18 protein-coding genes are annotated in these 23,255 nt (G+C 40.0%); 11 read left to right on the top strand and 7 right to left on the bottom strand.

Going from position 1 to position 23,255, the window contains the following annotated elements:
* Positions 1–36 precede the first annotated feature (36 nt).
* Positions 37–579 carry a cysteine hydrolase family protein gene (locus GO593_RS05365; RefSeq protein ID WP_000806358.1) on the bottom strand — a complete coding sequence of 181 codons (543 nt, stop codon included), beginning with the start codon at positions 577–579 and terminating at the stop codon, positions 37–39.
* Between the two features lie 105 nt (positions 580–684).
* Here GO593_RS05365 and GO593_RS05360 point away from each other — a divergent pair, with 105 nt between their 5' ends.
* A complete protein-coding gene (locus tag GO593_RS05360; RefSeq protein WP_001019413.1) occupies positions 685–1,098 on the top strand; it encodes an Lrp/AsnC family transcriptional regulator in 414 nt (137 codons plus the stop codon).
* Between the two features lie 91 nt (positions 1,099–1,189).
* Here the strand turns inward: GO593_RS05360 and sfnG are convergent, their stop codons facing one another.
* Together sfnG and msuE are read right to left on the bottom strand one after the other, a co-directional pair.
* Complete coding sequence (gene sfnG / locus GO593_RS05355; RefSeq protein ID WP_000192764.1) at positions 1,190–2,302, bottom strand: dimethylsulfone monooxygenase SfnG; 1,113 nt, start codon at positions 2,300–2,302, stop codon at positions 1,190–1,192.
* A 45-nt stretch (positions 2,303–2,347) separates the two neighbouring features.
* A complete protein-coding gene (gene msuE / locus GO593_RS05350; protein WP_000145706.1) occupies positions 2,348–3,085 on the bottom strand; it encodes an FMN reductase in 738 nt (245 codons plus the stop codon).
* A gap of 376 nt (positions 3,086–3,461) precedes the next feature.
* On the opposite strand from msuE, the gene GO593_RS05345 reads away from it, so the two are divergent.
* Positions 3,462–4,112: a response regulator gene (locus tag GO593_RS05345; RefSeq protein WP_001023261.1), complete on the top strand. Its 651-nt coding sequence runs from the start codon at positions 3,462–3,464 to the stop codon at positions 4,110–4,112.
* Between the two features lie 42 nt (positions 4,113–4,154).
* Here GO593_RS05345 and GO593_RS05340 read toward each other — a convergent pair whose 3' ends face one another.
* Both GO593_RS05340 and GO593_RS05335 read right to left on the bottom strand, forming a co-directional pair.
* Positions 4,155–4,922 (bottom strand): hypothetical protein, encoded by a 768-nt coding sequence (locus GO593_RS05340; RefSeq protein ID WP_001026735.1) that lies wholly within the window; start codon positions 4,920–4,922, stop codon positions 4,155–4,157.
* A gap of 393 nt (positions 4,923–5,315) precedes the next feature.
* Positions 5,316–8,813: a hybrid sensor histidine kinase/response regulator gene (locus GO593_RS05335; RefSeq protein ID WP_001089744.1), complete on the bottom strand. Its 3,498-nt coding sequence runs from the start codon at positions 8,811–8,813 to the stop codon at positions 5,316–5,318.
* Positions 8,814–8,996: 183 nt separating this feature from the next.
* On the opposite strand from GO593_RS05335, the gene GO593_RS05330 reads away from it, so the two are divergent.
* The 4 genes from GO593_RS05330 to GO593_RS05315 all read left to right on the top strand — a co-directional run bounded on the left by GO593_RS05330 (position 8,997) and on the right by GO593_RS05315 (position 14,039).
* Complete coding sequence (locus tag GO593_RS05330) at positions 8,997–9,329, top strand: DUF485 domain-containing protein (protein WP_000372818.1); 333 nt, start codon at positions 8,997–8,999, stop codon at positions 9,327–9,329.
* Position 9,330: 1 nt separating this feature from the next.
* Positions 9,331–11,046 (top strand): cation acetate symporter, encoded by a 1,716-nt coding sequence (locus GO593_RS05325; RefSeq protein WP_000871879.1) that lies wholly within the window; start codon positions 9,331–9,333, stop codon positions 11,044–11,046.
* 167 nt (positions 11,047–11,213) lie between these two features.
* The gene (locus GO593_RS05320; RefSeq protein WP_001256565.1) at positions 11,214–11,906 is read left to right on the top strand and encodes an ion channel; all 693 of its coding nucleotides are present in this window, start codon (positions 11,214–11,216) and stop codon (positions 11,904–11,906) included.
* Between the two features lie 165 nt (positions 11,907–12,071).
* Entirely contained in the window at positions 12,072–14,039 is a 1,968-nt protein-coding gene (locus GO593_RS05315) for a BCCT family transporter (protein ID WP_001139471.1), read from the top strand.
* Positions 14,040–14,096: 57 nt separating this feature from the next.
* On the opposite strand, the gene omp33-36 is transcribed toward GO593_RS05315, so the two are convergent.
* Entirely contained in the window at positions 14,097–14,996 is a 900-nt protein-coding gene (gene omp33-36 / locus GO593_RS05310) for a porin Omp33-36 (RefSeq protein ID WP_000733005.1), read from the bottom strand.
* Positions 14,997–15,986: 990 nt separating this feature from the next.
* Between omp33-36 and GO593_RS05305 the strand changes: the two genes are divergently transcribed.
* The gene (locus tag GO593_RS05305) at positions 15,987–17,693 is read left to right on the top strand and encodes a GGDEF domain-containing protein (RefSeq protein WP_000016109.1); all 1,707 of its coding nucleotides are present in this window, start codon (positions 15,987–15,989) and stop codon (positions 17,691–17,693) included.
* Positions 17,694–17,726: 33 nt separating this feature from the next.
* Here GO593_RS05305 and uvrA read toward each other — a convergent pair whose 3' ends face one another.
* The gene (uvrA, locus tag GO593_RS05300) at positions 17,727–20,561 is read right to left on the bottom strand and encodes an excinuclease ABC subunit UvrA (protein WP_000083355.1); all 2,835 of its coding nucleotides are present in this window, start codon (positions 20,559–20,561) and stop codon (positions 17,727–17,729) included.
* A 296-nt stretch (positions 20,562–20,857) separates the two neighbouring features.
* On the opposite strand from uvrA, the gene GO593_RS05295 reads away from it, so the two are divergent.
* The 4 genes from GO593_RS05295 (at position 20,858) to GO593_RS05280 (ending at position 23,254) form a co-directional block, all read left to right on the top strand.
* Positions 20,858–21,460: a TetR/AcrR family transcriptional regulator gene (locus GO593_RS05295; RefSeq protein WP_000826320.1), complete on the top strand. Its 603-nt coding sequence runs from the start codon at positions 20,858–20,860 to the stop codon at positions 21,458–21,460.
* Between the two features lie 3 nt (positions 21,461–21,463).
* Complete coding sequence (locus GO593_RS05290; protein WP_001256570.1) at positions 21,464–22,441, top strand: zinc-binding dehydrogenase; 978 nt, start codon at positions 21,464–21,466, stop codon at positions 22,439–22,441.
* 65 nt (positions 22,442–22,506) lie between these two features.
* Complete coding sequence (locus GO593_RS05285; RefSeq protein ID WP_000580166.1) at positions 22,507–22,860, top strand: DUF1304 domain-containing protein; 354 nt, start codon at positions 22,507–22,509, stop codon at positions 22,858–22,860.
* Between the two features lie 52 nt (positions 22,861–22,912).
* Positions 22,913–23,254 carry a GlpM family protein gene (locus GO593_RS05280; RefSeq protein WP_000263327.1) on the top strand — a complete coding sequence of 114 codons (342 nt, stop codon included), beginning with the start codon at positions 22,913–22,915 and terminating at the stop codon, positions 23,252–23,254.
* The last annotated feature ends 1 nt before the right edge of the window (position 23,255 follow it).

Here is a 23,255-nt window from a genome sequence, read left to right as displayed (position 1 = left end):
AAAAAGCCCCGATAGGGGCTTTTTTATTAAGCCTGTTTAAGATTTTGCTAGAAAGTCAGCAGTATTTTGTACGCTTGCAAACATACCAAGAGCAGCTAAAAAAGCAGTTTGTACATCTTCGGCTTTAACAGTTTTTCCGTTATGGCTTAAATCACGGGTCGCAGTGGCATCTCCAATTAAGATGGGTTGATAACCTAACTCTTTGGCTGCACGTGTGCCAGAATCAATACAAATATGTGTCATCATGCCTGTGATCACGAGTTGTTCAATTTGATGTGCTTTTAAAAGTTCTTCTAAATTGGTTTCTAAAAAACTGTTTGGATAATGCTTTGTCACGATTAATGAATCACCGCCAGCACTAAGTTCTGGATGAAGTAAAACACCTTCAGTATTTTCTTGAAAGAAGCTGGCTTGTGGCGGGTTAATATGTTGCACATAAATAATTGGTAAATCTTTTTCATTAAAATATTGCTCGAGCTGTTTTATTTTATCGAGCGCTTGATCTGGTCCAACCAATTCCATTTTGCCATTTTTAAAATAATCATTTTGTACATCGATAACTAATAGTGCTTGTTTCATGAGAATACTCTTGTTGGTATAAGATAAAACAAGGTTATTCTCTGCCCGCAAAATCGGCTATAGTCCTATGAAAGCATTATCGCCAGTTTTCTTTCGTTATGAAAAATGAATATTGAATTAGACCCTATTGATCTAAAAATTATTGCATTGCTCAAGCAAGATTCTCGCTTAACAAATAAAGAAATTGGGCAGCGTGTTCATCGGACAGGGCAGGCAGTAGGTGCTCGAATTGCTCAGTTAATGGATGCAGGTGTTATTAAAAATTACACCATTGCCGTGCAATACAGGCATAAACAATTTATTCATTTGCATTTAAATGAACTGCGCTCCTTTGAAGAAATTGAAAATTTAGTAAAGCAATATGAACAAATCGATGAGTGCTTTAAGGTTATGGGTAATGCGTGTTATATGATCGTTAGTCATTTCGAACCAGCAGAACTCAATGCTTTTATTGAAGTCCTCTCAAAATGGTGTCGTTACTCAGTTGAAACTGTTATTCGAGAAGTAGAGAAAGCTTAAAAAATAAAAGCTCCAAGCCGAGTCTTGGAGCCAATATGTCTTTATTTTTATTTATTGTTTTTATTGTCTTGCGCTGTTTTAACTGGAGGTTTTAGGCTGATTTAGCTTGAATTTCTACCTCCTTTTCCTGTTGTAGTTCTAACTGACGAACGAGCGGCAGAACTTTTTCACCAAAGTATTCCACCTCTTCAATAAAGTGTAAGAAACCTGAAAGAACCAAGTCGACACCTACATTTTTAAGCGCCACAATCCGCTCCGCAATTTGCTGAGGTGTACCAATTAAATTGGTTTTAAAGCCATCGTTATATTGAACTAAATCTTCAAAAGTTGATTTTGCCCAGTTGCCTTCTTGTTCTGGTGAAGCAGCACCCGCTTCACGAGTTGCATCGCCAAACGCATTTACTGCTTCAGTGTTGGCTTTATCAATAATTTCTTGAAGTACTGCTTTTGCTTCTTCTTCGGTATCTCGAGCAATAATAAAAGCATTTACCCCAATTTTAACTTGATGGTTATTGGCTTTTGCTTTGGCTCGGATATCTTCGACCTGTTTTTGAATTTCTTCGACGGTATTGCCGTTGGTGAAATACCAGTCAGACACTCGAGAGGCCATGTCACGTGCGGCACGTGAACTACCACCTTGAAAGACTTCAATATGTGGTTTTTGCAGAGGTTTTGGCTTAAGTGTGTAGTTCTGGAATTGGTAATACTTACCATCGAAACTATAGTTATCTGTGGTCCAGATTCCTTTTAGCGTGCGAATAAACTCTTCAGAGCGGACATAACGTTCATCATGCTCAGGCCATTCTTCGCCAATAGCATCAAACTCACCTCTGAACCAGCCACTTACCACATTAATGGCAATACGGCCTTGAGTTAGATAATCAATCGTTGCGAGTTGTTTAGCTGCAAGTGCCGGTTTCCAAGGGCCGGGCAGAATAGCCGCAATCACTTTGAGTTTCTCAGTTTTTGCAAGTAATGCATGACTGAAACTCACAGACTCATGCTGGTTTTCTGCCCCGTACCCTGCCGTAAAACGAATTTGGGTGAGCGCATATTCAAAACCATTGTTTTCGGCAGCCTGTGCAAGTCGAACATTGTAGTCATAACTCCAGTCTGTACGCTGTTCGATGTTACTTACGACAAGGCCACCGCTTACATTTGGTACCCAATAAGCAAATTTAATTGGTTGTTGTAATTGCGTCATGGTGCTCTCTCCCAATTTCGTTATTTTTATTTAGCTATATTGCATTTAGGCAACATGCGTTAATGATTTACCGGACTTATGATGCAAACGAGATTCTGCTGCATCGAGATTTGGTACAGCTGCTGAAGGCAATACTTCTTCTTGCTCAATTTGCTTGTTAATACCAAGCTCTTGATTTGCTTGCTGAGATTTAGGTTTAACCACTTCAGCACGTTTACCTTTCGCTGGTGCCCATTCTAAAATTGGCAATGCGCGTGCTACTGCTAGCGTAATACGGTCAGATAACTGTTCACTTTTCACCGTATATTCAGGAGTAAAGTCGCGATCTGTTGCGTATACGCCAATTGGTAAAGTTTGCGCCTGAAAGAAGCTAAACAATGGGCGAAGCTGATGCTCTAGTACGAGTGCATGACGATCACTACCACCTGATGCAGCTAAAAGTACAGGTACATCTACTAATGCAGTTTGTTCAACGAAGTCAAAAAAGTGTTTAAAAAGACCTGTAAAAGAAGCACGGTAAACAGGCGTACCAACAATTAAGGCATCTGCTGCTTCAACCGCTGCAAGGTCATCTTGTACGCGCTGTGGAAGCTGGTTGCGATAAAATGCGCCGCCTAATAAGGGCCCGATTTCACTCAATTTAATAAATTGAACTTTAATATCAATTGCTTCAGATAACTCATCAAGAATGGCCTGAACCAGACTTTCGGTTTTAGATGGCGTATTCAAACCACCAGAAACAGCAACAATATTTAAGGGTTTTGATGATGCGATACCAGTCATGATTTGGTTCCTAAGCCTAAAAAAGAAGATTGGACTTATTAATCAACAATGCTGGCGAACTGTAAAATAACGAAATTGGTCAACCTTATCAGTTTTAAATATAAAACCCGAATAGTTGATTTTTATTATTTAATAGTGAGTTAAATAACTGTTTTTATTTTATATAATTATTTATGATATATTTTTTAGAATAAAAATAAAGCTTATATAAAAAACAGATTAATTTTGATTAAAAGGTAAAAAACATCCGAAAATCGAAGCAAAGGTCTGTATTTAACAACATTTTGCATAAAAATGGATAAGATGAGCATATCTTTCATCTAAATAGTAGGGTTACAATAGGCCATACTTATGCTCAAGATTACTTTAATCGCTTATGAATATTTTAATCGTTGATGATCATCCTTTGTTTCGTCATGCTTTGATTCAAGCAGTACGTTATAGCCTGCCGCAGGCACAAATTCATGAAACAGCTTCGGTTGATGAGTTTTATGAGCGTTTGGAAAATGGGGCAGAACCTGATCTGGTATTACTTGATTTAAACTTACCGGGTGCTTCAGGCTTTTCGGCTCTGGTCTATGTAAGAGCACAATATCCATCTATTCCTATTATTGTGGTTTCTGCACACGAAGAAGCGTCAATTATTCAACGTGCAATTGCGCATGGTGCAATGGGTTATATTCCTAAATCGGCTCATCCAAGTCATATTGGCGAAGCAATCCGTCAAGTGTTAGATGGGGAAATCTGGTTACCGCCAAACTTGCCATCAAATATTAATCTTGACCCGAGAGCGGCAGATGAAACTGCTTTGGCTGAACGTATTCAGTCGTTAACGCCTCAGCAATTCCGAGTTTTGATGATGGTTGCAGAAGGTTTATTAAATAAACAAATCGCTTATGAACTCGATGTTTCAGAGGCTACCATTAAAGCGCATGTAACCGCTATTTTTAGAAAACTAGGCGTACAAAATCGTACACAGGCTGTATTGGCAATTAGTGCATTAAATATTGAAGATAAAAAAATCTAAAATAAAAAAGACCTCAATTGAGGTCTTTTTTATATGTTCCACTTAGGCAAGGCAATCTTGCTTAGGTGTTAGGCTGTCGCAGTACAGTGGGTTAAGCGCACATTGCAAATCATCAATTTGTTCTTGGGTCACATAGCCTTTGCTTTTTAAATATTCAGCCACGCGGTCATCACGCAAGCTTAAGAAAGCCGCATCATAAACACCTAAATCAACAAAGAGAGCTGCGGTTTCTAGGCTATTGAACCGATCAAGGAAAATATCATTGCCATACATTAAGAAGATATGGTCAAGTTTTGCTTTTTCATCTACATGCAAACGTTCAGCAAGTTGATGTGGAGGTGTCTTAATAAACAGCAAGTCAGAAAGCTCATCGAATTGAGTCATATCTAACTGGTTTTCTCCAAGTTTGACATGACCAAGCCAAGCCTTGAAAACCAGAACAGCACCACCGCGTAGAAGCATACTCCAGATTTGATGGCGTGTTTCATGGTCAAGGTTTTCACTTTCAGCAGTAAGAACTTTTAAGAAGTTCTCTTCTTGTTGGGCTAATTTATCAAATAAACCCAAGCCTTGCGGATGATAAGCAGCAGGCGCAAATACATCAAAATTTAGATCATGAAATACATTGAGTGCGAGAGGTACAGCACACTGATAAATAGTATTGAGTGCTTTGATATGTGCTTCGCTAAGCTTGCTATGCGGAAAAATACTTTGCCAATCTAACTCAGGAAGTAAGGCATTGGCACTGTATTGACGATAAAATTGTTGAGACGAGAGTTGCCCTTGGGGGGTGTTATCAGAAATATTCATGGCAGTTATCCTTTGCATTCATTCTAGAGCAGTGAAGCTATATAGATTGGAAATCGATTTGATAATTCGTTATACAATTTAAAAATTCGTTTTGAATATTTATGTGTCATGAAGAATGCAAGTAGAATACGACTAAAGTCGTATAAGGTGATTTTTCGCAAATAATCTATAATAAAAACAATTAATTATTAAATTGTAACTAAGTATACAAGTGTTCACTTACAAAAAAGGTGGGCTTTGCCATAGAAAAAAAGGCATTGGAAATTTTGGTCAATGATTTACCGGGTAAAAGTAGACTTTTTGAGCAGTTCTGCCTATTGGCTTAAATTCAGTCAAACATTTTTGCCAAGAACCGCTCCCCAAACTTATCAAAGGTTGGGAAGCGATAAATGATTAGTCTGTCGTGCTGGCAATTTTAAGCCCAGATAACCATGCTCTTAATGAAGCTGGTTTTAATGGCTTTTTGAGTAAAACAATATTCAGTTCTTTTAATTGCTGCGGTAATTCAGGGTGCGAGTCCGCTGTAATTAAGGCAACAGGAACATCTTCTTGACGATTTTGAGTAATAAAATCAACCCCAAGTTGATTGTGGTTTAAATGCTGGTCAATGAGCCAAACCTGAATATTCTCTTTTTGAATAATTTCTAGTGCCTGTTCAGGCTCAGTCGCTTTGAAAACTTGATAACCCCATCTTCCTAATAAACTACTCATTCCTTCAAGAATAGTTTCATCATTGTCTAGGCACAAAATACGGTAGGCTTTAGTTTTTAAAGGTACGGCTTGTACAGCTGGTGTTGCAACTTTTGGTGGCTCGACAATAGGTACTTCAATCATAAAGCATGAGCCTTTGCCCAACTCTGAGTAAACATGAACAGGGTAATTTAGCAAACCTGTCATACGTTGTACGATGGCAAGTCCTAGCCCTAAACCTTGTTCACCCCAAGGTGATAAATGCCCACAGCGCTCAAACTCTTGGAATAGCTTAATCCGTTGTTCTTCGGCAATACCTGGTCCAGTATCCCAAACCCCAATTCGAATATGTCCAGACTGCTGCGCAGAGCGGAGTACACCTACCACAACTCGACCTTTAGCGGTATAACGCAAAGCATTACTGACAAAGTTCTGAATAATACGACGAATCCACTGCGGGTCGGTATCGATCCAGAAAGACACATCGTGGACTTTCAGTGAGATATTTCGCTGAGCAGCGATCGATTTAAACTGCAACTCAAGATCACTGAGCAAATCATGCAACGGATAAGGTTGTCTTTTTGGCTGTATGGTACCGCCTTCCAAACGTGCAATATCGAGTAGGGCAGAGAGCATACTTTCTGCACCATAGAGTGCTCGGTCAAGCTGTTGTAGGGTCTGGCGGTCTTCTTCGGTCGAAATACTTTGCTCAAGAACAGTACTAAACAGACGAGCAGCATGCATAGGCTGTAATAGATCGTGACTTGCCGCGGCAATAAATCGACTTTTTGACATATTGGCCATATCAGCTTGTTCACGTGCAAGCTGTTGTTCAGTTAAGGCATCGGCAAGCTGTTGTGTTCTATCTTTTACGCGGGCTTCAAGCACGGCTTCGTTCGCACGGAAGGCCGTAATATCTGCAAATGTCGTTACAAAGCCTCCACCTGCAATCGGATTTCCTCGCATTTGAATTACACGGCCATCTTTACGAATACGTTCAAATTCGTGAGCACTTCCCACTTTCATCCAGTGAAGACGTTTACGCACATGTTCTTCAACTGAACCGGGGCCACATTCACCGCGTTCGGCGTTATAACGGATGAGGTCGGCAATTGGGCAGCCTACATAAACGAGGTCTTTTGGGTAACCAAACAGTTTTAAATATTGGTTGTTCCATGCGACCAAACACATATTTTTATCAACCACGCTTACCCCTTGGGTCATGTGGTCAATCATGGTCATAAGAAGGTTCTGATTAAAACGTTGCCACTGCGATGCTTGGTCTAAAATATTAGCCACTTGTCCTAAAGCGAGGCCGTTATTAATCATTGCTGTTGTGAGCAACGTACGTGCAGAAGCGGCACCGATAATACCGGCCAGATATTGCTCGGTAAAACGCCACCACATGCCATTGGCAATACTATTTGGGTTGAGGGTGAGGTGATTTTGCTCACAAAAATTTTCGAACGCTTGCGTAGTGGGTTGCTCACCCGTAATTCTTTTGGCTAGGGCAAATAAATCACCCACTTTTAAGCGGGCCGCATCATGAGGAAGATAGGTTAAATCAGTAGAGGTGTGCGGTGATGGTAAAGGCTTTGTTTCATAATAAAAGAAGCTTTCTGCCTGAATTTGCTCAGCGACGCTTGGCCGATAAATTTTTGAAATCCAGATATATAAAACAATATTTAAACCGAGTGACCAAATAACACCGTGAGTTAAAGGTGCAAATGACTCAAAACCAAATAAAGATTCCGGGCGTAGGGCATTAATGCCGAAAGGACCGAAAAGTAAAATACTTTGAGCCGTTTCCTGATAGGCTTCAGGCAAGCTACGCAAAATAGTTGGAAATAATAATGTATAACTCCACATTAAAAATCCAATAATAAGTCCTGCATAGACGCCTTGACGGCTTCCGCCACGCCAATACAAACCACCAATCAGTGCAGGTGCAAACTGTGCTACAGCACTAAAAGCCAATAAGCCGAAAACTGAAAGTTGGTTAATGTCATTAAAGAAATGGAAGAATAAAAAGCCAAGCAGCATCACCGCAACAATACTGATACGGCGGCTAAATTTAAGAACTTTAGGTAAATGCTTATCGTGACGTGACAGCAACTTAAATCGCCATAGAGCAGGCATAATCAAGTCGTTACTGAGCATAATAGACAATGCTACTGATGACACCAGTAACATACCTGTTGATGCAGAGAACCCGCCTAAAAAGGCCAGTAATGCCAGCCACTCTTGGTTATAACTTAAAGGCAATGACAGCACAGCCACATCAGGCACAGTCAGAAACTTCGGTGCGGCATGTAAAGCCCAGCTTGCAATCGGAATAATGGCAAGAATAGTTAAAATGAGATAAACCGCGAACCATTTACGAGCACCGCGAATATGCTTCTCATCGCGGAGTTCGACCACAGCCACGTGGAACTGACGTGGTAAGCAAATAATGGCTAAACCTGCCAATAATGTTTGAATCCAGAAAGTTTCGGGTACACCAAAGAGCTGAACTTCCTGAAAAGTCTGGTTTACATCAGAGGTCATTTGGCTCAAGTTGGCCGGTGATTCAAAAATAAAAAATAAAGCGACACAAAGTAAGGCAAATAACTTCACAAATGATTCAAATGCAACCGCAAGCATGAGGCCACCATGCTGCTCAGTGTTTGCAATCTGCCGTGTACCAAAAATCATGGCCAAAATTGCAAGCACACTGGTGAGCAATAACACACTGTTGGTCGTCGTATGAATATGCGAGCTTTGCTCCATAATGACCGAGGTACTTAACGCAATCGCACGCAGCTGTAACGCGAGGTAGGGGATAATCGCAATAACTGCAAGAATAGTCACCAACGATGCGAGTACACCACTTTTACCATAGCGTGCCGCGACAAAGTCAGCGATTGACGAAATCGCATGATGCTGACGAACTCGACCTAGACGCCGCCAGATGTCATAACCAAACCAGACAAATAACAGTGGACCTAAATAAATAGGTAAAAAGATGACACCTTCACGTACGGCAGCCCCAGTTGCGCCATAGAATGTCCAAGAGGAACAATAGACACCTAAAGTTAAGCTAAATAAAAACATACGGCCACGCGTGCTAAGACGACTGGCATGCTTCTCACCAAAAAAAGCACAGACAAATAAAAGCGCAATATAAAGAGTGAGCACCCCAATAATCAGCCAGCTGTTCATATGACCTACATAAGTGAAACCTTATGCCTATCATAACCCAAGCCGAAACAAAGCTATAAATTGATTAAATTTTAACGACCAAAGTCTAAGTTACGACTGAGCTGGAATCTTGCTAACTTTAATAATGAAAAAATACATTAAAAAAAAGTGACCAAGGTTGGGCACTATGTAAGGAGTTTGGTTATGGATCAAAGCCAAGTAGAACAGATTCTACGTAATCCAAAGTTTCAAAAAATGGTCAAGAAAAAAAGTGCATTAAGCTGGACGCTCACAATCATCATGTTAGTGCTTTATGTGGGCTTTATGCTACTTGTGGGCTACAACAAAGAATTTTTGATGAGTTCCTTTAGTGGTGGTGTAACGACATGGGGGATCCCGCTAGGTTTAGGAATTATTGTTTTATCTTTCCTACTTTGTGGTGTGTATTCCTATATCGCAAATAATACCCTTGACCAATTGAGTGAAGAAGCGTTGAAGGAAGTTGAAGCCATCACGCATGAGAAAGGACTACACTAATATGAAATGGAATTCATTCAAAGCGAAAGCCTTATTGGCAGCAGCATCGCTATATTCAACTGTTGCTATGGCAAGCCCGGACTTAGGTGAAGCAGAACAGCAAGCCACCAACTGGCATGCCATTATCATGTTTATCATCTTTGTTGGCTTTACCTTGTTTATTACCAAATGGGCGGCTAAACAAACTCAATCGGCGCAAGACTTCTATACTGCTGGTGGTGGGATCAGTGGTTTCCAAAACGGTTTGGCGATTGCGGGTGACTATATGTCAGCAGCGTCATTTCTTGGTATTTCTGCAATGGTGTTTAGCTCAGGTTTTGACGGCTTGCTCTATTCACTCGGGTTCATGGTCGGTTGGCCAATCGTTTTATTCTTGGTGGCAGAACGCTTACGTAACCTTGGTAAATATAACCTTTCAGATGTAGTGTCATTCCGTCTTGAAGAAAAACCAGTTCGTACTTTAGCTGCTTTCAGCTCGCTTGTTGTAGTCGCGTTCTATTTGATTGCACAAATGGTAGGGGCAGGTCAGCTCATCAAACTATTATTTGGTTTGAACTATAACATTGCAGTTGTGATTGTCGGCTTGCTCATGATGGCATACGTTATTTTCGGCGGCATGCTAGCAACCACATGGGTACAAATCATTAAAGCAGTGATGTTATTAAGTGGTGCAACGTTCATGGCCTTTATGGTGATGAAAGCGGTTGGTTTCAGCTTTAGTAATATGTTCACCCAATCAATTGAAGTGTTCAGTAAAGTTCACGACGTAAGCTTTGAAGATGCTGCAAAAATTATGGGACCAGGTAAACTTGCCGCAAACCCGATTGATGCCTTATCTCTTGGCTTGGCACTCATGTTTGGTACAGCAGGTCTTCCACACATTCTTATGCGTTTCTTCACGGTAAAAGACGCAAAAGAAGCGCGTAAATCAGTTGTCGTTGCAACAGGTTTTATTGGTTACTTCTATCTTTTGACTTTTATTATTGGTTTCGGTGCGATCCTTTTCGTATCAAACAACCCGCAATTCCTTGATGTTGCGAAAATGGCAATGACCGGCAAACTTGAGCTTGTTGGTGGTAACAATATGGCAGCCGTGCATTTAAGTGACGCTTTAGGCGGTGACTTATTCATGGGCTTCATTTCAGCAGTAGCGTTCGCAACGATTCTTGCAGTTGTTGCTGGTTTAACACTTTCAGGTGCATCTGCGATCTCACACGATTTATACGCTAACGTATTTAAAAAAGGTCAAACCACGCCAGCTTCAGAGCTTCGCATGTCAAAAATCGCGACGCTTGGTTTAGCAATCTTTGCCATGATTTTAGGTATTTTGTTTGAAAAGCAAAACGTAGCATTCATGGTAGGTTTAGCATTCTCTGTAGCGTGTTGTGCAAACTTCCCAATTCTTGTTCTTTCAATGTTCTGGAAAGGTTTAACAACTCGTGGTGCGGTCACTGGTGGCGTAGTTGGTCTTGTAACAGCGGTTGTACTCATTATTCTGTCTAAAGCAGTATGGGTAGATACTTTAAAAATCTCTGATACCCCAATTAACCCGTTCAATGGTCCTGCATTATTTGCAATGCCTTTGTCGTTCCTTTGCTGCTGGTTCTTCTCGGTAACTGACAGCTCAGCACGTGCGAAAAAAGAACGCGCTTCTTTCGACGCTCAATATGTTCGTTCAATGACAGGTATTGGTGCTTCTGGCGCATCAGATCACTAATCAAAATATATTGAACATCTCAAAAAAGCCCTACGGGGCTTTTTTTATTTATCTCATAAAGTGTATTGAAAGAAGCTCCTTAATAAAGAACAACTTGTTTATCCTATTTTTTGTACAGTATGATTTTCTATAATCCAAAACATAATGAAAAAATGGAAAATAATTAAATGCGATCTATCATTGAATTCTGGTCGAGCTTTCGATTGTTGCCTTCTGCATGGCTGCTGTTGGTGCAATTCATTTTACTTATTCTGGCTATGCTGACTTTTGATAATGAGGCTTACAGGACCTTAACTTGGGCGCTAGGGGTACTTGCATTACTCATTATTGCCAAAGTTATTCGCCAAACACCCATGTTCACTTTTCTCGGTCTCGCATTTGTCAGTGGGGCAATTATAGCTTCGGTCTTTATTTTATTAGGCTATAGCAATTTAACCATCCAGATTTTTGCCCATAGCTGTGAAGCCTTAGCTTACTTTTCGGCTGCTTATGGTTTATTTCGCTATATGTTTGCTGACCGATATTTAACCCGCGATGAGTTGTTTGCAGCTGCCGCAGTTTTTACCTTGCTGGCTTGGGGATTTGCATTTTTATATAACATTTGTCAGTTACTCATTCCTAATAGCTTTCAAAATCCAAACCACATCCATCACTTACAAACTTGGTTAGATTTACTGTTTTTAAGCTTTAGTTTGCAGTCAGCTACGGGACTGTCTGATTTAATGCCCCTTAGTCCACCAGCACGTGTTTTAGCGATGTTACAGATGTTTTGTGGTGTGATGTATTTGGCCCTAATAGTTACGCGTTTAATCGCTTTACAATATATCAAGCACACGCCTAAAAAGAATTCTGATAAATAAAGAAGGAGGTGTTTTAATTTATTTACACCTTTGTAACTGCAATATTATTTAAGTTTATTTAAAGTATTATCGGCTTTCTCTATTGAAAGATAAAACTTTGTTCATTCCTGAATGTCTTTATTGGCTTTAAGCCTGTCATTTTCATTAAAATAACATGGAGGATTTATGCCTTCCAAACAAGCGAGTTGGTTCGCAAATGTTAATCCCAATGTCTTTTTGGGTACGGTCATTATTATTGCTTTGTTCTTAGCAGTTGTTGTGATCGCTCCGAGTTCTTTTGAACTTCTCACGCAACAGTTAAAGCAGTGGATCACTGATTCTTTTAGTTGGTTCTATGTCTTATCGGTTGCCTTCTTTCTTATCCTACTCATTTATATTGCCTGTTCTGCGATTGGACGTATTAAATTAGGCCCTGACCATAGCCAGCCCGAATATAGTAACGGATCATGGTTTGCCATGTTGTTTACTGCGGGTATGGGTATTGGCTTAATGTTCTTTGGTGTGGCTGAACCTGTCATGCACTATGTCAACCCACCAAGTGGTGAGCCACAGACAATTGAGGCAGCACAACAAGCTTTACGTGTAACCTTTTTTCACTGGGGCTTACATGCATGGGCAATTTACGCCGTGGTCGGTTTAGCATTAGCTTATTTTGCTTATCGGCATAATTTACCGCTAAAAACCCGTTCAGCACTGTATCCACTGATTGGTAAAAAGATTTATGGACCGTGGGGTGACAGCATCGATATATTTGCGACCATTGGTACGGTATTTGGTGTAGCGACTTCTCTCGGATTTGGTGTTACCCAGATTAACTCTGGTTTACATTATCTATTTGGTATTGAGCAAAGCACCACTACTCAGGTTTTACTCATTATTTTTGTGAGTATTCTCGCTTCATTATCTGTGTTCTTAGGACTAGATAAAGGGGTCAAACGTTTATCAGAGCTAAACTTAGTATTAGCTTTAATATTATTAGTATTCGTTTTTATCGCTGGCCCTAGTATTTATTTACTTCAGACCACTATTCAAAACACTGGGCAGTATATCTCTAACCTTTTTACCATGACATTCAATTTATATGCTTATCAGCCGAATGGATGGATTGGGGGATGGACGATTTTATATTGGGCTTGGTGGATTTCTTGGTCGCCATTTGTAGGTATGTTTATCGCAAGGGTTTCACGTGGTCGTACTATTCGAGAATTTATTGTCGGGGTACTCCTCATTCCAACAGGCTTTACCATTATCTGGATGGGATTTTTAGGAAATGCCGCGTTATTTAGCATTATCCATGAGCATCAAACCACTTTAATTCAGGCTGTTCAGCAAGACTCGTCAGTTGCTCTATTTGAGTTTTTAGGACACTTGCCATGGTCTGGTGTCATGAATATTCTGGCGACTATTTTGGTGGTTTTATTCTTCGTGACTTCGGCGGACTCAGGGGCACTCGTTACAGACTACTTAACTGCAAAAACTGAAAATTCACCTACTTGGCAGCGCCTGTTCTGGACAGTACTTATGGCGGTGCTGGCTATTATTCTACTCTTGGTGGGCGGTCTTGCGGCGCTTCAGTCTTCAATCATTATGAGTGCGTTGCCTTTTACCGTAGTCATGCTGTTAATGAGTTGGGGCCTAATAAAAGCCTTACATCTTGATGTCACTAAAATGATAGCAATTCAAGAGGCTCGCATTACACCACGCGCCATTCATAACCCTAGAAGCTGGCAGCAGCGTCTTGGTTTAATCATGCATTATCCTCATAGTGAAGAAGAGGTGAAGAAATATATTGAAAAGCAGGTTTCACGTGCTTTTGAAAATATTCAGCATGAGTTTAGACGCCGTCATCTTGAGGTGTCGATTAGTGAAGTGGAAGATGGTATGCAGCTTCGAGTCGATCATCATCATGAAATTAATTTTATTTATAAAGTTGTTTCACGTGAAACAGTACCTCCAAGTTTTTTAATTGGTCGTACAGAAGCAGAAGACGGTCAATATTTTCAAGCTGAGGTATTTTTGAGAGAAGGCGGACAAAACTATGATGTAATGGACTGGACTCAGGAAGATTTGATTCAGGATATTATTGATCAGTACGAACGTCATTTACATTTCTTAAATATCGTACGCAGTTAATAGCCATAAAAAAAGGACTCAATTGAGTCCTTTTTTTAATTCAATTTCTAAATTAAATTAGAAACGGAATTTAGCATTTAAGCCGATAGTTTGTGTATCGTAGCTAGACTTTTTAACGTCAGCTTTCATGTAAGATGCACCAACTGCTAAAGCAGGAGTGATGAAGTAGTTTACGTTACCACCCCAAGCTTGGCGGAATTCACCAAGGTCATTACCTTTGATGTCAGCTTCGCCATCGTTACCAACGAAAGTAGCACCAACACTTAACTTAGGAGTTAAGTAAAGGTCAGTTTTTAAACCGTATTGGTTTTCTTGACCGAATGCACCAGCAGCTTCAAAACCGATTGCCATGTTAGTTCCATCGATTGGACCAACATATTTAGCACGTGCTGTAACAGCATCTTGGTCGTTTTGGATAGCAGCAGTTTGGTTAACAGCAGAGTAGATACCGTTACCGATGATACCGAAGTTATCTAAAGCGAATTGGTTAGCAACACTTGTATAACCAACAGTCATTAAGAAGTTAGGTAACAACATAGCACCAACTTCTAATGCATAACGGTCACCGTTGTCATCTTTAGAGAAGTTGTTTTTACCATCAACATCAGTGTGGTTGTAAGTTGCGCTAGCATATACAGGAAGGTAAGGAGTTGGAACGTATGCCTCACCTTTAACACCGTATGTACCAATGTGGTAGTTTACGTTGTTTTGGTCATATTGTTGATAGCTATAACCTAAAGACACGCTAGAAGCTTGGTTTAAGAAAGCTGCTTCAGCTAAAGGACCCTTAGCTGTATCAACATTTTTCAAATAGAATGTACCAGCAACGTCACCAGTGAAGTTTTTATCATTTGCAGTTGTGTCAACATATTCAGATTGACCTTGAACTTCAAATTGATAAGCATGAGCACCGGTCATGGCTAATAATACAGCAGTGGCTAAACCAAGTTTTTTCATAATCATTTCCAGCATTAACAAGAGATAAAGCTGGGGTCATTGTATTGTAACAATTTATGAAGTCAATAATAGATGAAACGTAATGTTAAGGAAATTTGACACTTATGTTAAAAATGGTTAAAAAAACAACAATTGAAGTGTATTATGTCAACCTGCTAAAAAAATGAACATTAACAAGAGTCTAAACCTTAAGTTTCATAGGGAATTGACACTAAATAGTTTAAAAATAATTACATTTACAATTGGAAAAAGCGATTTTATTAATCGGTTTTAACGTTAATTTATTTGTCGACTTGTCTAATAAATAGCCACTCAAACATTATTCTTTTTTCAATTTTGCTGTATTTTGAGTAATAGTTAACACTATTTTGATAAGTTCATCTAAATAATCTATCTATTTTGAATTATTATATAATTGAATAAAGCAAAGAAAACATGTTTTTAAACTAAAAAAACGATTAAAAAATTAATTCTGATCAATTTAATCAACTTTACAAAATTAGAGATAAGTCACACAATTCAATTGCAAAGTTCACTATCTAACATTTTTAGAGTTGGAAGTGCTTTCCCAGATACGATGTGTTATCACATCAGACTTTACGAGCTCAGCTTTCCCCAAGGTTGAGCTTTTTTTTATCTATAAGAAAACATTAATATTTATTAAAAAATACATGAAATTTCTTCTATTGAGTGTGTATAAAAAAGAACCCAGCTGAGGGCTGGGTTTAGGATGCTGGGAGAAACATCCAAGAGGAAAAAGAAGCTAATTATAGGATTGCGAAATTTACATCATCTGTAAAATGGAGTTTTGCTATAGCCATCATTTGCTCTTTCGATCAAATTTTTAAGAAATAGAAAAGATGAAAGCGTATATTGCGTTAATCGAACTTTGTTGCTGAACTTCTGTTCAGTAAAGTGCTAGGATGCGGATTAATTACTTCATTCAATAGTAGTGATCATGGTAGGACATTTACGGAGTACCAGCTAGAAATGTCAGGATTACGTTCAGAACATATCAGTAATCGACTGTTTTTCTTCATGTTGGTCATTATTTTGTCCTTACTGTTTATGGCGGTTCCGCTTATTGTCAGCAGTTATCAAGAGTACTTAAAAACTAAACAGGCTTTGGTTGAAATTAAAAGCTTAAGATCAATTGCTGAAGTTGCAAATAAAGTATCTAAAGAACGTGCGCCCGCAAATAAATTAATGTCGAGTAACGCTGCCGACTTTTTAAAAAATCAAAAAAACTTAAAAGAATATCGCCTTTCTGTTGATCGCCAACTTAATGAAACTATTCATATTTTAAAAGAAGAAGGTTATACCGATTTAGCAAATACTTTAGATACTAAATTTAGAGATGATTTAAAACAAGCTCGCGCTGTAGTTGACTATTATGTTGCAACTCCTGAACAAGCGAGAAGCTCTATACAATTCGATAATGCAATTTTGGCTATGTTTGGAGCTTGGGATAGCTGCCGAGAAGTTTTACAAAATTTGATGCTACAGTTAAAAAGTAAAGATAGCCAAATTAACAATTACTTTACTTTGATTGTGGTGTTGACCGATATGCGGGATCAAGCTGGTCGTACCGCATCTAATGTTATTGCGCCTGTGACCTTTAAAGAAACCATACCTAATGATAATCGGGCGCGGTCTTTGCAGACTCAGCAGCAAGCACGCTACTTATGGGCACTTGTAGACACACTACAGTCAGAGCAAGCTAAAACTCCGGAATATCATCGCCTTTACTCAAGGGTTAAAACTGAATTTTTAGATAAAGGCGTACCTATTGTGGGTCAGCTTTTAGATGAAAGCCAAAAGCACCAAGCCTATCATTTAAACGGAACAGAACTGACAGACCAGATCGTTGATAAATTTACCACGGTTATTGATTTGCAAAAGTTTTTACTTAATAAAAGCGTCTTGATTGCATCTCAAGAAAACTATTTAGCAAAAAAGAAGTTTTTCCTTACTTTACTCATTTCAAGCATATCCTTAGCAGCAGCGTTACTTACACTAATTTATGCAAAGAGAAGGGTGTTTGAGCCTCTTATTCAGGCCCGTACCTTAATTCTTGATTTATCTCATAGCACAGATTATCCAATAGATGAGTTGAAACCTAAAAAAGGCGAATTTATTTCGTTGTTCGAAGCTATTGATCGTTTACAAAGGATGCTCAAGCAGCGAGATGCTTTTGAATTCCAGCTTAAAAATATTGCCAATACAGATCCATTAACGGGTGTATCCAATCGTTTGGCTTTATCTGAGTATTTAAAAATTGTTGAGAGTTACCCTCAAAAATTTTCTCAAACTTGTTTGATGATTATTGATATTGATCGCTTTAAACACGTGAATGATCAATATGGTCATATTGTGGGTGACCAAGTGATTCGGCGTATCGCAGATCAATTAAAAGCAAATGTACGGGCTTCTGATTTAATTGTTCGTTATGGTGGTGATGAGTTTTTAATTTTGTTAGAACAAGTGCAGTTTTTAGATGCACGTCTCTTGGCCGAAAAAATTCGTATTGCAATTTCTCTAGAGGAAATTGATCTATCTGGTACGCAAGAAAAATTGCATGTATCGGTCAGTATTGGGTTTGCGATTGGAGCGACAAGCTGGATGGAGTTATTAGAGAACGCTGATCGTTCACTCTTAAGAGCTAAAGCTCGGGGACGAAATGTAGTAGAGGGATAAAAAAAGCCGGAAAATAAATTCCGGCTTTTTGTTTTATTGTTTCAACATCGGTTTCAAGAAGCGGCCAGTATGGGAAATTTCAACCTCGGCTACTTGTTCAGGTGTACCTTCGGCAATGATCATACCACCGCCCGAACCACCTTCTGGACCTAAGTCGACCACCCAGTCTGCTGTTTTAATGACATCAAGGTTATGTTCAATCACCACAATGGTATTACCCTTGTTGCGTAGCTCATGCAAAATATCGAGTAACTTGGCAATATCATGGAAATGCAGACCTGTTGTTGGTTCATCCAAGATATAAAGCGTTTTACCCGTATCACGTTTCGCTAACTCACGAGCCAGTTTGACACGCTGTGCTTCACCACCCGATAAAGTAGTAGCCGCCTGACCTAAACGAATATAGCCTAAGCCAACCTGAGTTAAGGTTTCTAAGCGGCGGTGAATAACTGGAATAGCACTAAAGAACTCAGCAGCATCTTCAACCGTCATTTCTAAAACATCAGAAATGTTTTTGCCTTTATAACCGACTTCAAGTGTTTCACGGTTATAACGTTTGCCATGACAAGCATCGCAAGGTACATACATGTCTGGTAAGAAGTGCATTGCGACTTTAATCATACCGTCGCCTTCACACGCTTCGCAGCGTCCGCCTTTTACGTTAAACGAGAAGCGACCCGCACTATAACCACGAGCTTTCGCTTCTGGTGTTTGAGCAAATAACTCACGAATTGGCGTAAATAGACCCGTATAAGTCGCTGGATTAGAGCGCGGTGTACGGCCGATTGGGCTTTGGTCAATATCAACGACTTTATCCAGATGTTGAAGACCATCAATTGAATCAAATTTTTCAGCGGTTAAGGTTGTTGCACCGTTGAGCTGTGTTGCAGCCAGTGGGAGTAACGTACGGTTAATCAGTGTTGATTTACCTGAACCTGAAACACCCGTGACACAGGTCATAATGCCAAGTGGGATGGTTAAATCGACATTTTTTAAGTTATGACCCGCTGCACCTGAAAGTTTAATTTTTTCTTCAGGTTTAGGTGGTTGAGTTCGCTGTTTTGGCACTTCAATTTTGAGTTTGCCTGAAAGATATTGGCCTGTGAGTGAGTCGGCATGTTTAGCCAGCTCATCATACGTACCTTCAGCAATGACAACGCCACCATGCACACCAGCACCAGGGCCGATATCAATAATATGGTCAGCTGCACGGATTGCATCTTCATCATGTTCAACAACTAATACCGTATTACCTAAGTCACGTAAGCGAATTAGCGTTTGTAATAAACGGTCATTATCACGTTGATGGAGACCAATTGATGGTTCATCAAGGACGTACATGACACCCATCAAACCTGCACCAATTTGCGAAGCTAGACGGATACGCTGGGCTTCACCACCCGATAGTGTTTCGGCAGAACGAGCCAGACTTAAATAGTTCAGGCCAACACTCACCAAGAAGTGTAAGCGCTCACGAATCTCTTTAAAGATTTTATCTGCAATTTCACCTTTGGCACCTTCAAGGTTTATACCTTGATAGTAACTTTCGGCATCTCCAATCGACATGCGGGTAATGTCGGCAATGGTTTTATCTTTTACACGAACATGACGTGAAATTTCATTGAGACGTGAACCGCCACATGCATCACACGCTGCATTAGAGAGATATTGAGCTAAATCGTCTCGTACATAGTTACTTTCAGTTTCACGGTAGCGGCGCTCAAGGTGGGGCAAGATTCCCTCAAACGGTTGTACGCGAGTATGTTTACGGCCGCGTTCATCGATATAACTTAAATCGATTTTTTCTTTGCCAGTACCTTGTAAGAATTTCTTTTGCGTGTCTTTATCTAACTGATTCCAAGGTGTATCAAGTTGAAAACCGAAATGGTCGGCAACTTTTTGCAGCATTGAATAGTAATAAGGACGTTGACGATCCCAACCACGAATAGCACCTTCACTAATTGCAAGCTCAGGGTTAGGAATGAGTTTTTCAGGGCTAAAATGGCTACGTGTACCTAAGCCATCACAGACAGGGCACGCACCGAACGGGTTATTAAATGAAAATAAACGTGGCTCAAGCTCTGCGACTGCGCGATCACATTCAGGGCATGAGTGTTTTGCAGAAAAAACGCGATCTGGGTGTTCGCCATTCATCCACGATAAAACGGCAATATCGCCACCTAAACGCAGTGCAGTTTCAAATGATTCAGCAATACGGTTGCCTAAGTCATCACGTACTTTAAAGCGGTCAACAACGACTTCAATGGTATGTTTTTTCTTTTTGTCGAGTTCTGGTGGTGTATCAATATCAATGATTTCACCATCAACACGCGCACGAACAAAACCTTGACCTTGTAGTTGTTCGAACAAGTTGCTGTATTCACCTTTACGCTCACGAACAACAGGGGCAAGCAACATAAGTGCTGTACCTTCCTCAAGGTTCTTTACCGCATCGACCATTTCAGAAACAGTTTGCGCAACCATAGGTAAGTCGTGTTCAGGGCAATAAGGCGTACCGACACGTGCATAAAGCAGACGTAAATAGTCATAAATTTCGGTAATCGTACCAACGGTTGAACGTGGGTTATGACTGGTAGACTTTTGCTCAATGGCAATGGCTGGTGATAAACCTTCAATCGAGTCAACTTCAGGTTTTTCCATTTGCGATAAAAACTGACGGGCATATGCCGAAAGTGATTCGACATAACGGCGCTGTCCTTCGGCATACAAGGTATCAAAGGCAAGAGAAGATTTTCCTGAACCTGATAGCCCCGTAATTACCACAAATTTGTCGCGTGGAATATCGAGTGACACATTTTTTAAGTTATGGGTACGTGCGCCTCGAATACGGATATGACTTTGGCTCATAAAACATCTCAATTGTGTATTGATGAAAATTTAGGTGTTGAGTGATCAGCCGCAGGGAGGTGTGACTGGTTATAAACAACAGACCCTATATATGATAACGATTTAAAATTGTTCAAGTGGTATAAAATGATTTAAAGCGACAAATTGTGACGGTTAAACGACAAACGACAAAATTTGTTTAATTAAGCAGGTTGTATTTTTAACATTCCTCATTCTACATTTCTACTCTAAGCAAATTTTAACCAGCAACATAATTTTACTAGACGACTGGTCTAATAGTTGTTTATGATGAATGCATGAAACGATTAAATAAAAGCGAAACCACACGACAACACATTCTAGATACCAGTTTTGAACTGGTACTACATAAAGGTTTTGTCGGTGTTGGTTTGCAAGAAATTTTAAAGGCTTGTGACGTACCTAAAGGTTCGTTCTATCACTACTTTGCTTCAAAAGAGGCGTTTGGCTGTGCGTTGCTCGAGCAATACATGGCCAATTATAAAGTCCGTATGGAACAGCTTTGGCAGCACAGTGAGCAAAGTGCCCATGCCCGTTTAATGGCTTTATGGCAAGCGTGGATTGATGATCCGGTACATGGTAGCTGGGCTGAAAACTGCTTGATTGTGAAATTGGCAGCCGAAGTTTCGGACTTGTCAGAAGATATGCGCCAAATTCTCAATGACGGTGTGCACAAACTAACCCAACGTTTGGCTTTACTACTCAAAGAAGGGCAACAAGAAGGATCAATTCCAAAACATATTGAACCTTTGAAAACTGCGCAAGTCATGTATCAGTTATGGTTAGGTGCTGCTTTACTCACAAAATTGTCGCAAGACAAAGCACATCTACATCTAGCCTTAGAAACCACCCAACAACTCTTAAAACCGATAGAGGAATAAAGCATGCGAAGTATTATCCATCGTAATTTTGGCGAACCTGTAGACGTTTTAGAGCAGGCGGATATGCCAAAGCCTGAACCAAAAGCAGGCGAAGTGCGTATTAAAACCATCATGTCTCCGATCCATAATCATGATGTATGGACAGTACGCGGTAGTTATGGCTATAAACCAACCTTACCTGCGATTGGTGGCAGTGAGGCAGTTGGTATTGTAGATGCGTTAGGTGAAGGTGTTGAACATGTACAGGTAGGGCAACGTATTGCAGTTGCGGCTGTGCATGGCAGTTGGGCTGAATACTTTATTGCGCCTGCTCATGGGATTATTCCACTCAATAATGAAATTGATGATGAAACAGCAGCACAACTGATTGGTATGCCAATTAGTGCACTTATGCTACTCGACTTTGTAAATGTTCAACCGGGTCAATGGCTCATTCAAAACACGGCGAATGGTGCAGTCGGTAAAACAGTTGCCATGATTGCACAGGCACGTGGCTTACCTGTGATTAATCTGGTTCGTCGTACTGATGCAATTGCAGAAATGCAAGCATTAGGTATTCAACATGTAGTTGCAACCGATCAGCCTAACTGGAAAGAGCAAGTTAAACAGATTCATGGCGACCAACCTCTGATTGCCGGTGTGGACTCGATTGGTGGAAGTGCAAGTGGCGAAATGCTGCACTTACTCAGTGAAAATAGCCTGCTCGTTTCGTTCGGTAGTATGACTGGCGAAACCATGCAGATTTCATCGGGTGATCTAATTTTCAAACAAGCGACAGTAAAAGGTTTCTGGGCGAGTGTAGTTAATAAAGAAATGCCAGCAGCTCGTAAAAAGGAACTGATCGTTGAGCTGCTAACATTAGCGACTCAGAAAAAATTAATCCTTCCTGTAGAAGGTGTATTTAGTTTTGATGAGATTAAAACTGCGGCTCAAAGAGCAACGCAAGGCGCTCGTCAAGGCAAAGTATTATTAAAGCCGTAAAACACTAAAAGATCAGTCGAGAGACTGATCTTTTTTCATATCTTTAAAATAAAAAGGAAAATTGTATGATTGGACAAATATTGATTGCGCTTATCGCAATATTACATGTCTATATTTTAGTGTTAGAGATGTTTTTATGGGACAAACCTTATGGCATGAAAGCCTTTGGAAATAATGCAGAAAAAGCAAAACTCACCAAAGTCATGGCACAGAACCAGGGTCTTTATAATGGCTTTTTAGCAGCAGGTTTATTTTGGTCTTTATTGGCTGATGCGTCATTTGCAACATCAATTGCCAACTTCTTTTTAGGCTGTGTACTGATTGCTGGTATTTATGGTGGTCTGACTGCCAGTAAAAAGATTATTTATATTCAGGCGGTTCCGGCATTGATTGCTTTAGTCGCTGTTAATTTTCTTTAAAAAGCGCAAAATACAGCGTTTTGAAATGGATATGACCAGATAGGATCAGCGCATGTGGGCGTTATTTTTAAAGTGTATGTTGGGGGCTGGAGTTGTCCTCATTATTTCGATTTTATCGAAAAGTAAGGCATTTTATATTGCGGGTTTAGTCCCGCTTTTTCCTACCTTCGCTTTAATTGCTCATGTGATTGTTTTTCAGCAAAAAGGAGCCGAAGCGTTACAAAAAACGGCTTTGTTTGGTCTATGGTCACTTATTCCTTATGCCATTTATTTAGTTGCTGTTTATGTGCTGGCAACTCGTATGTCGATGTGGTCTTGTTTAGGAGTCGCAACACTATGCTGGGTTGTGGCTGCGGCAGGTTTGATTTACGGCTGGCAATTGTTTCAAAGTTAAA

The organism is Acinetobacter baumannii (assembly GCF_009759685.1).
GTDB lineage: Bacteria > Pseudomonadota > Gammaproteobacteria > Pseudomonadales > Moraxellaceae > Acinetobacter > Acinetobacter baumannii.
This window is presented reverse-complemented; position numbering and strand designations above follow the sequence as displayed.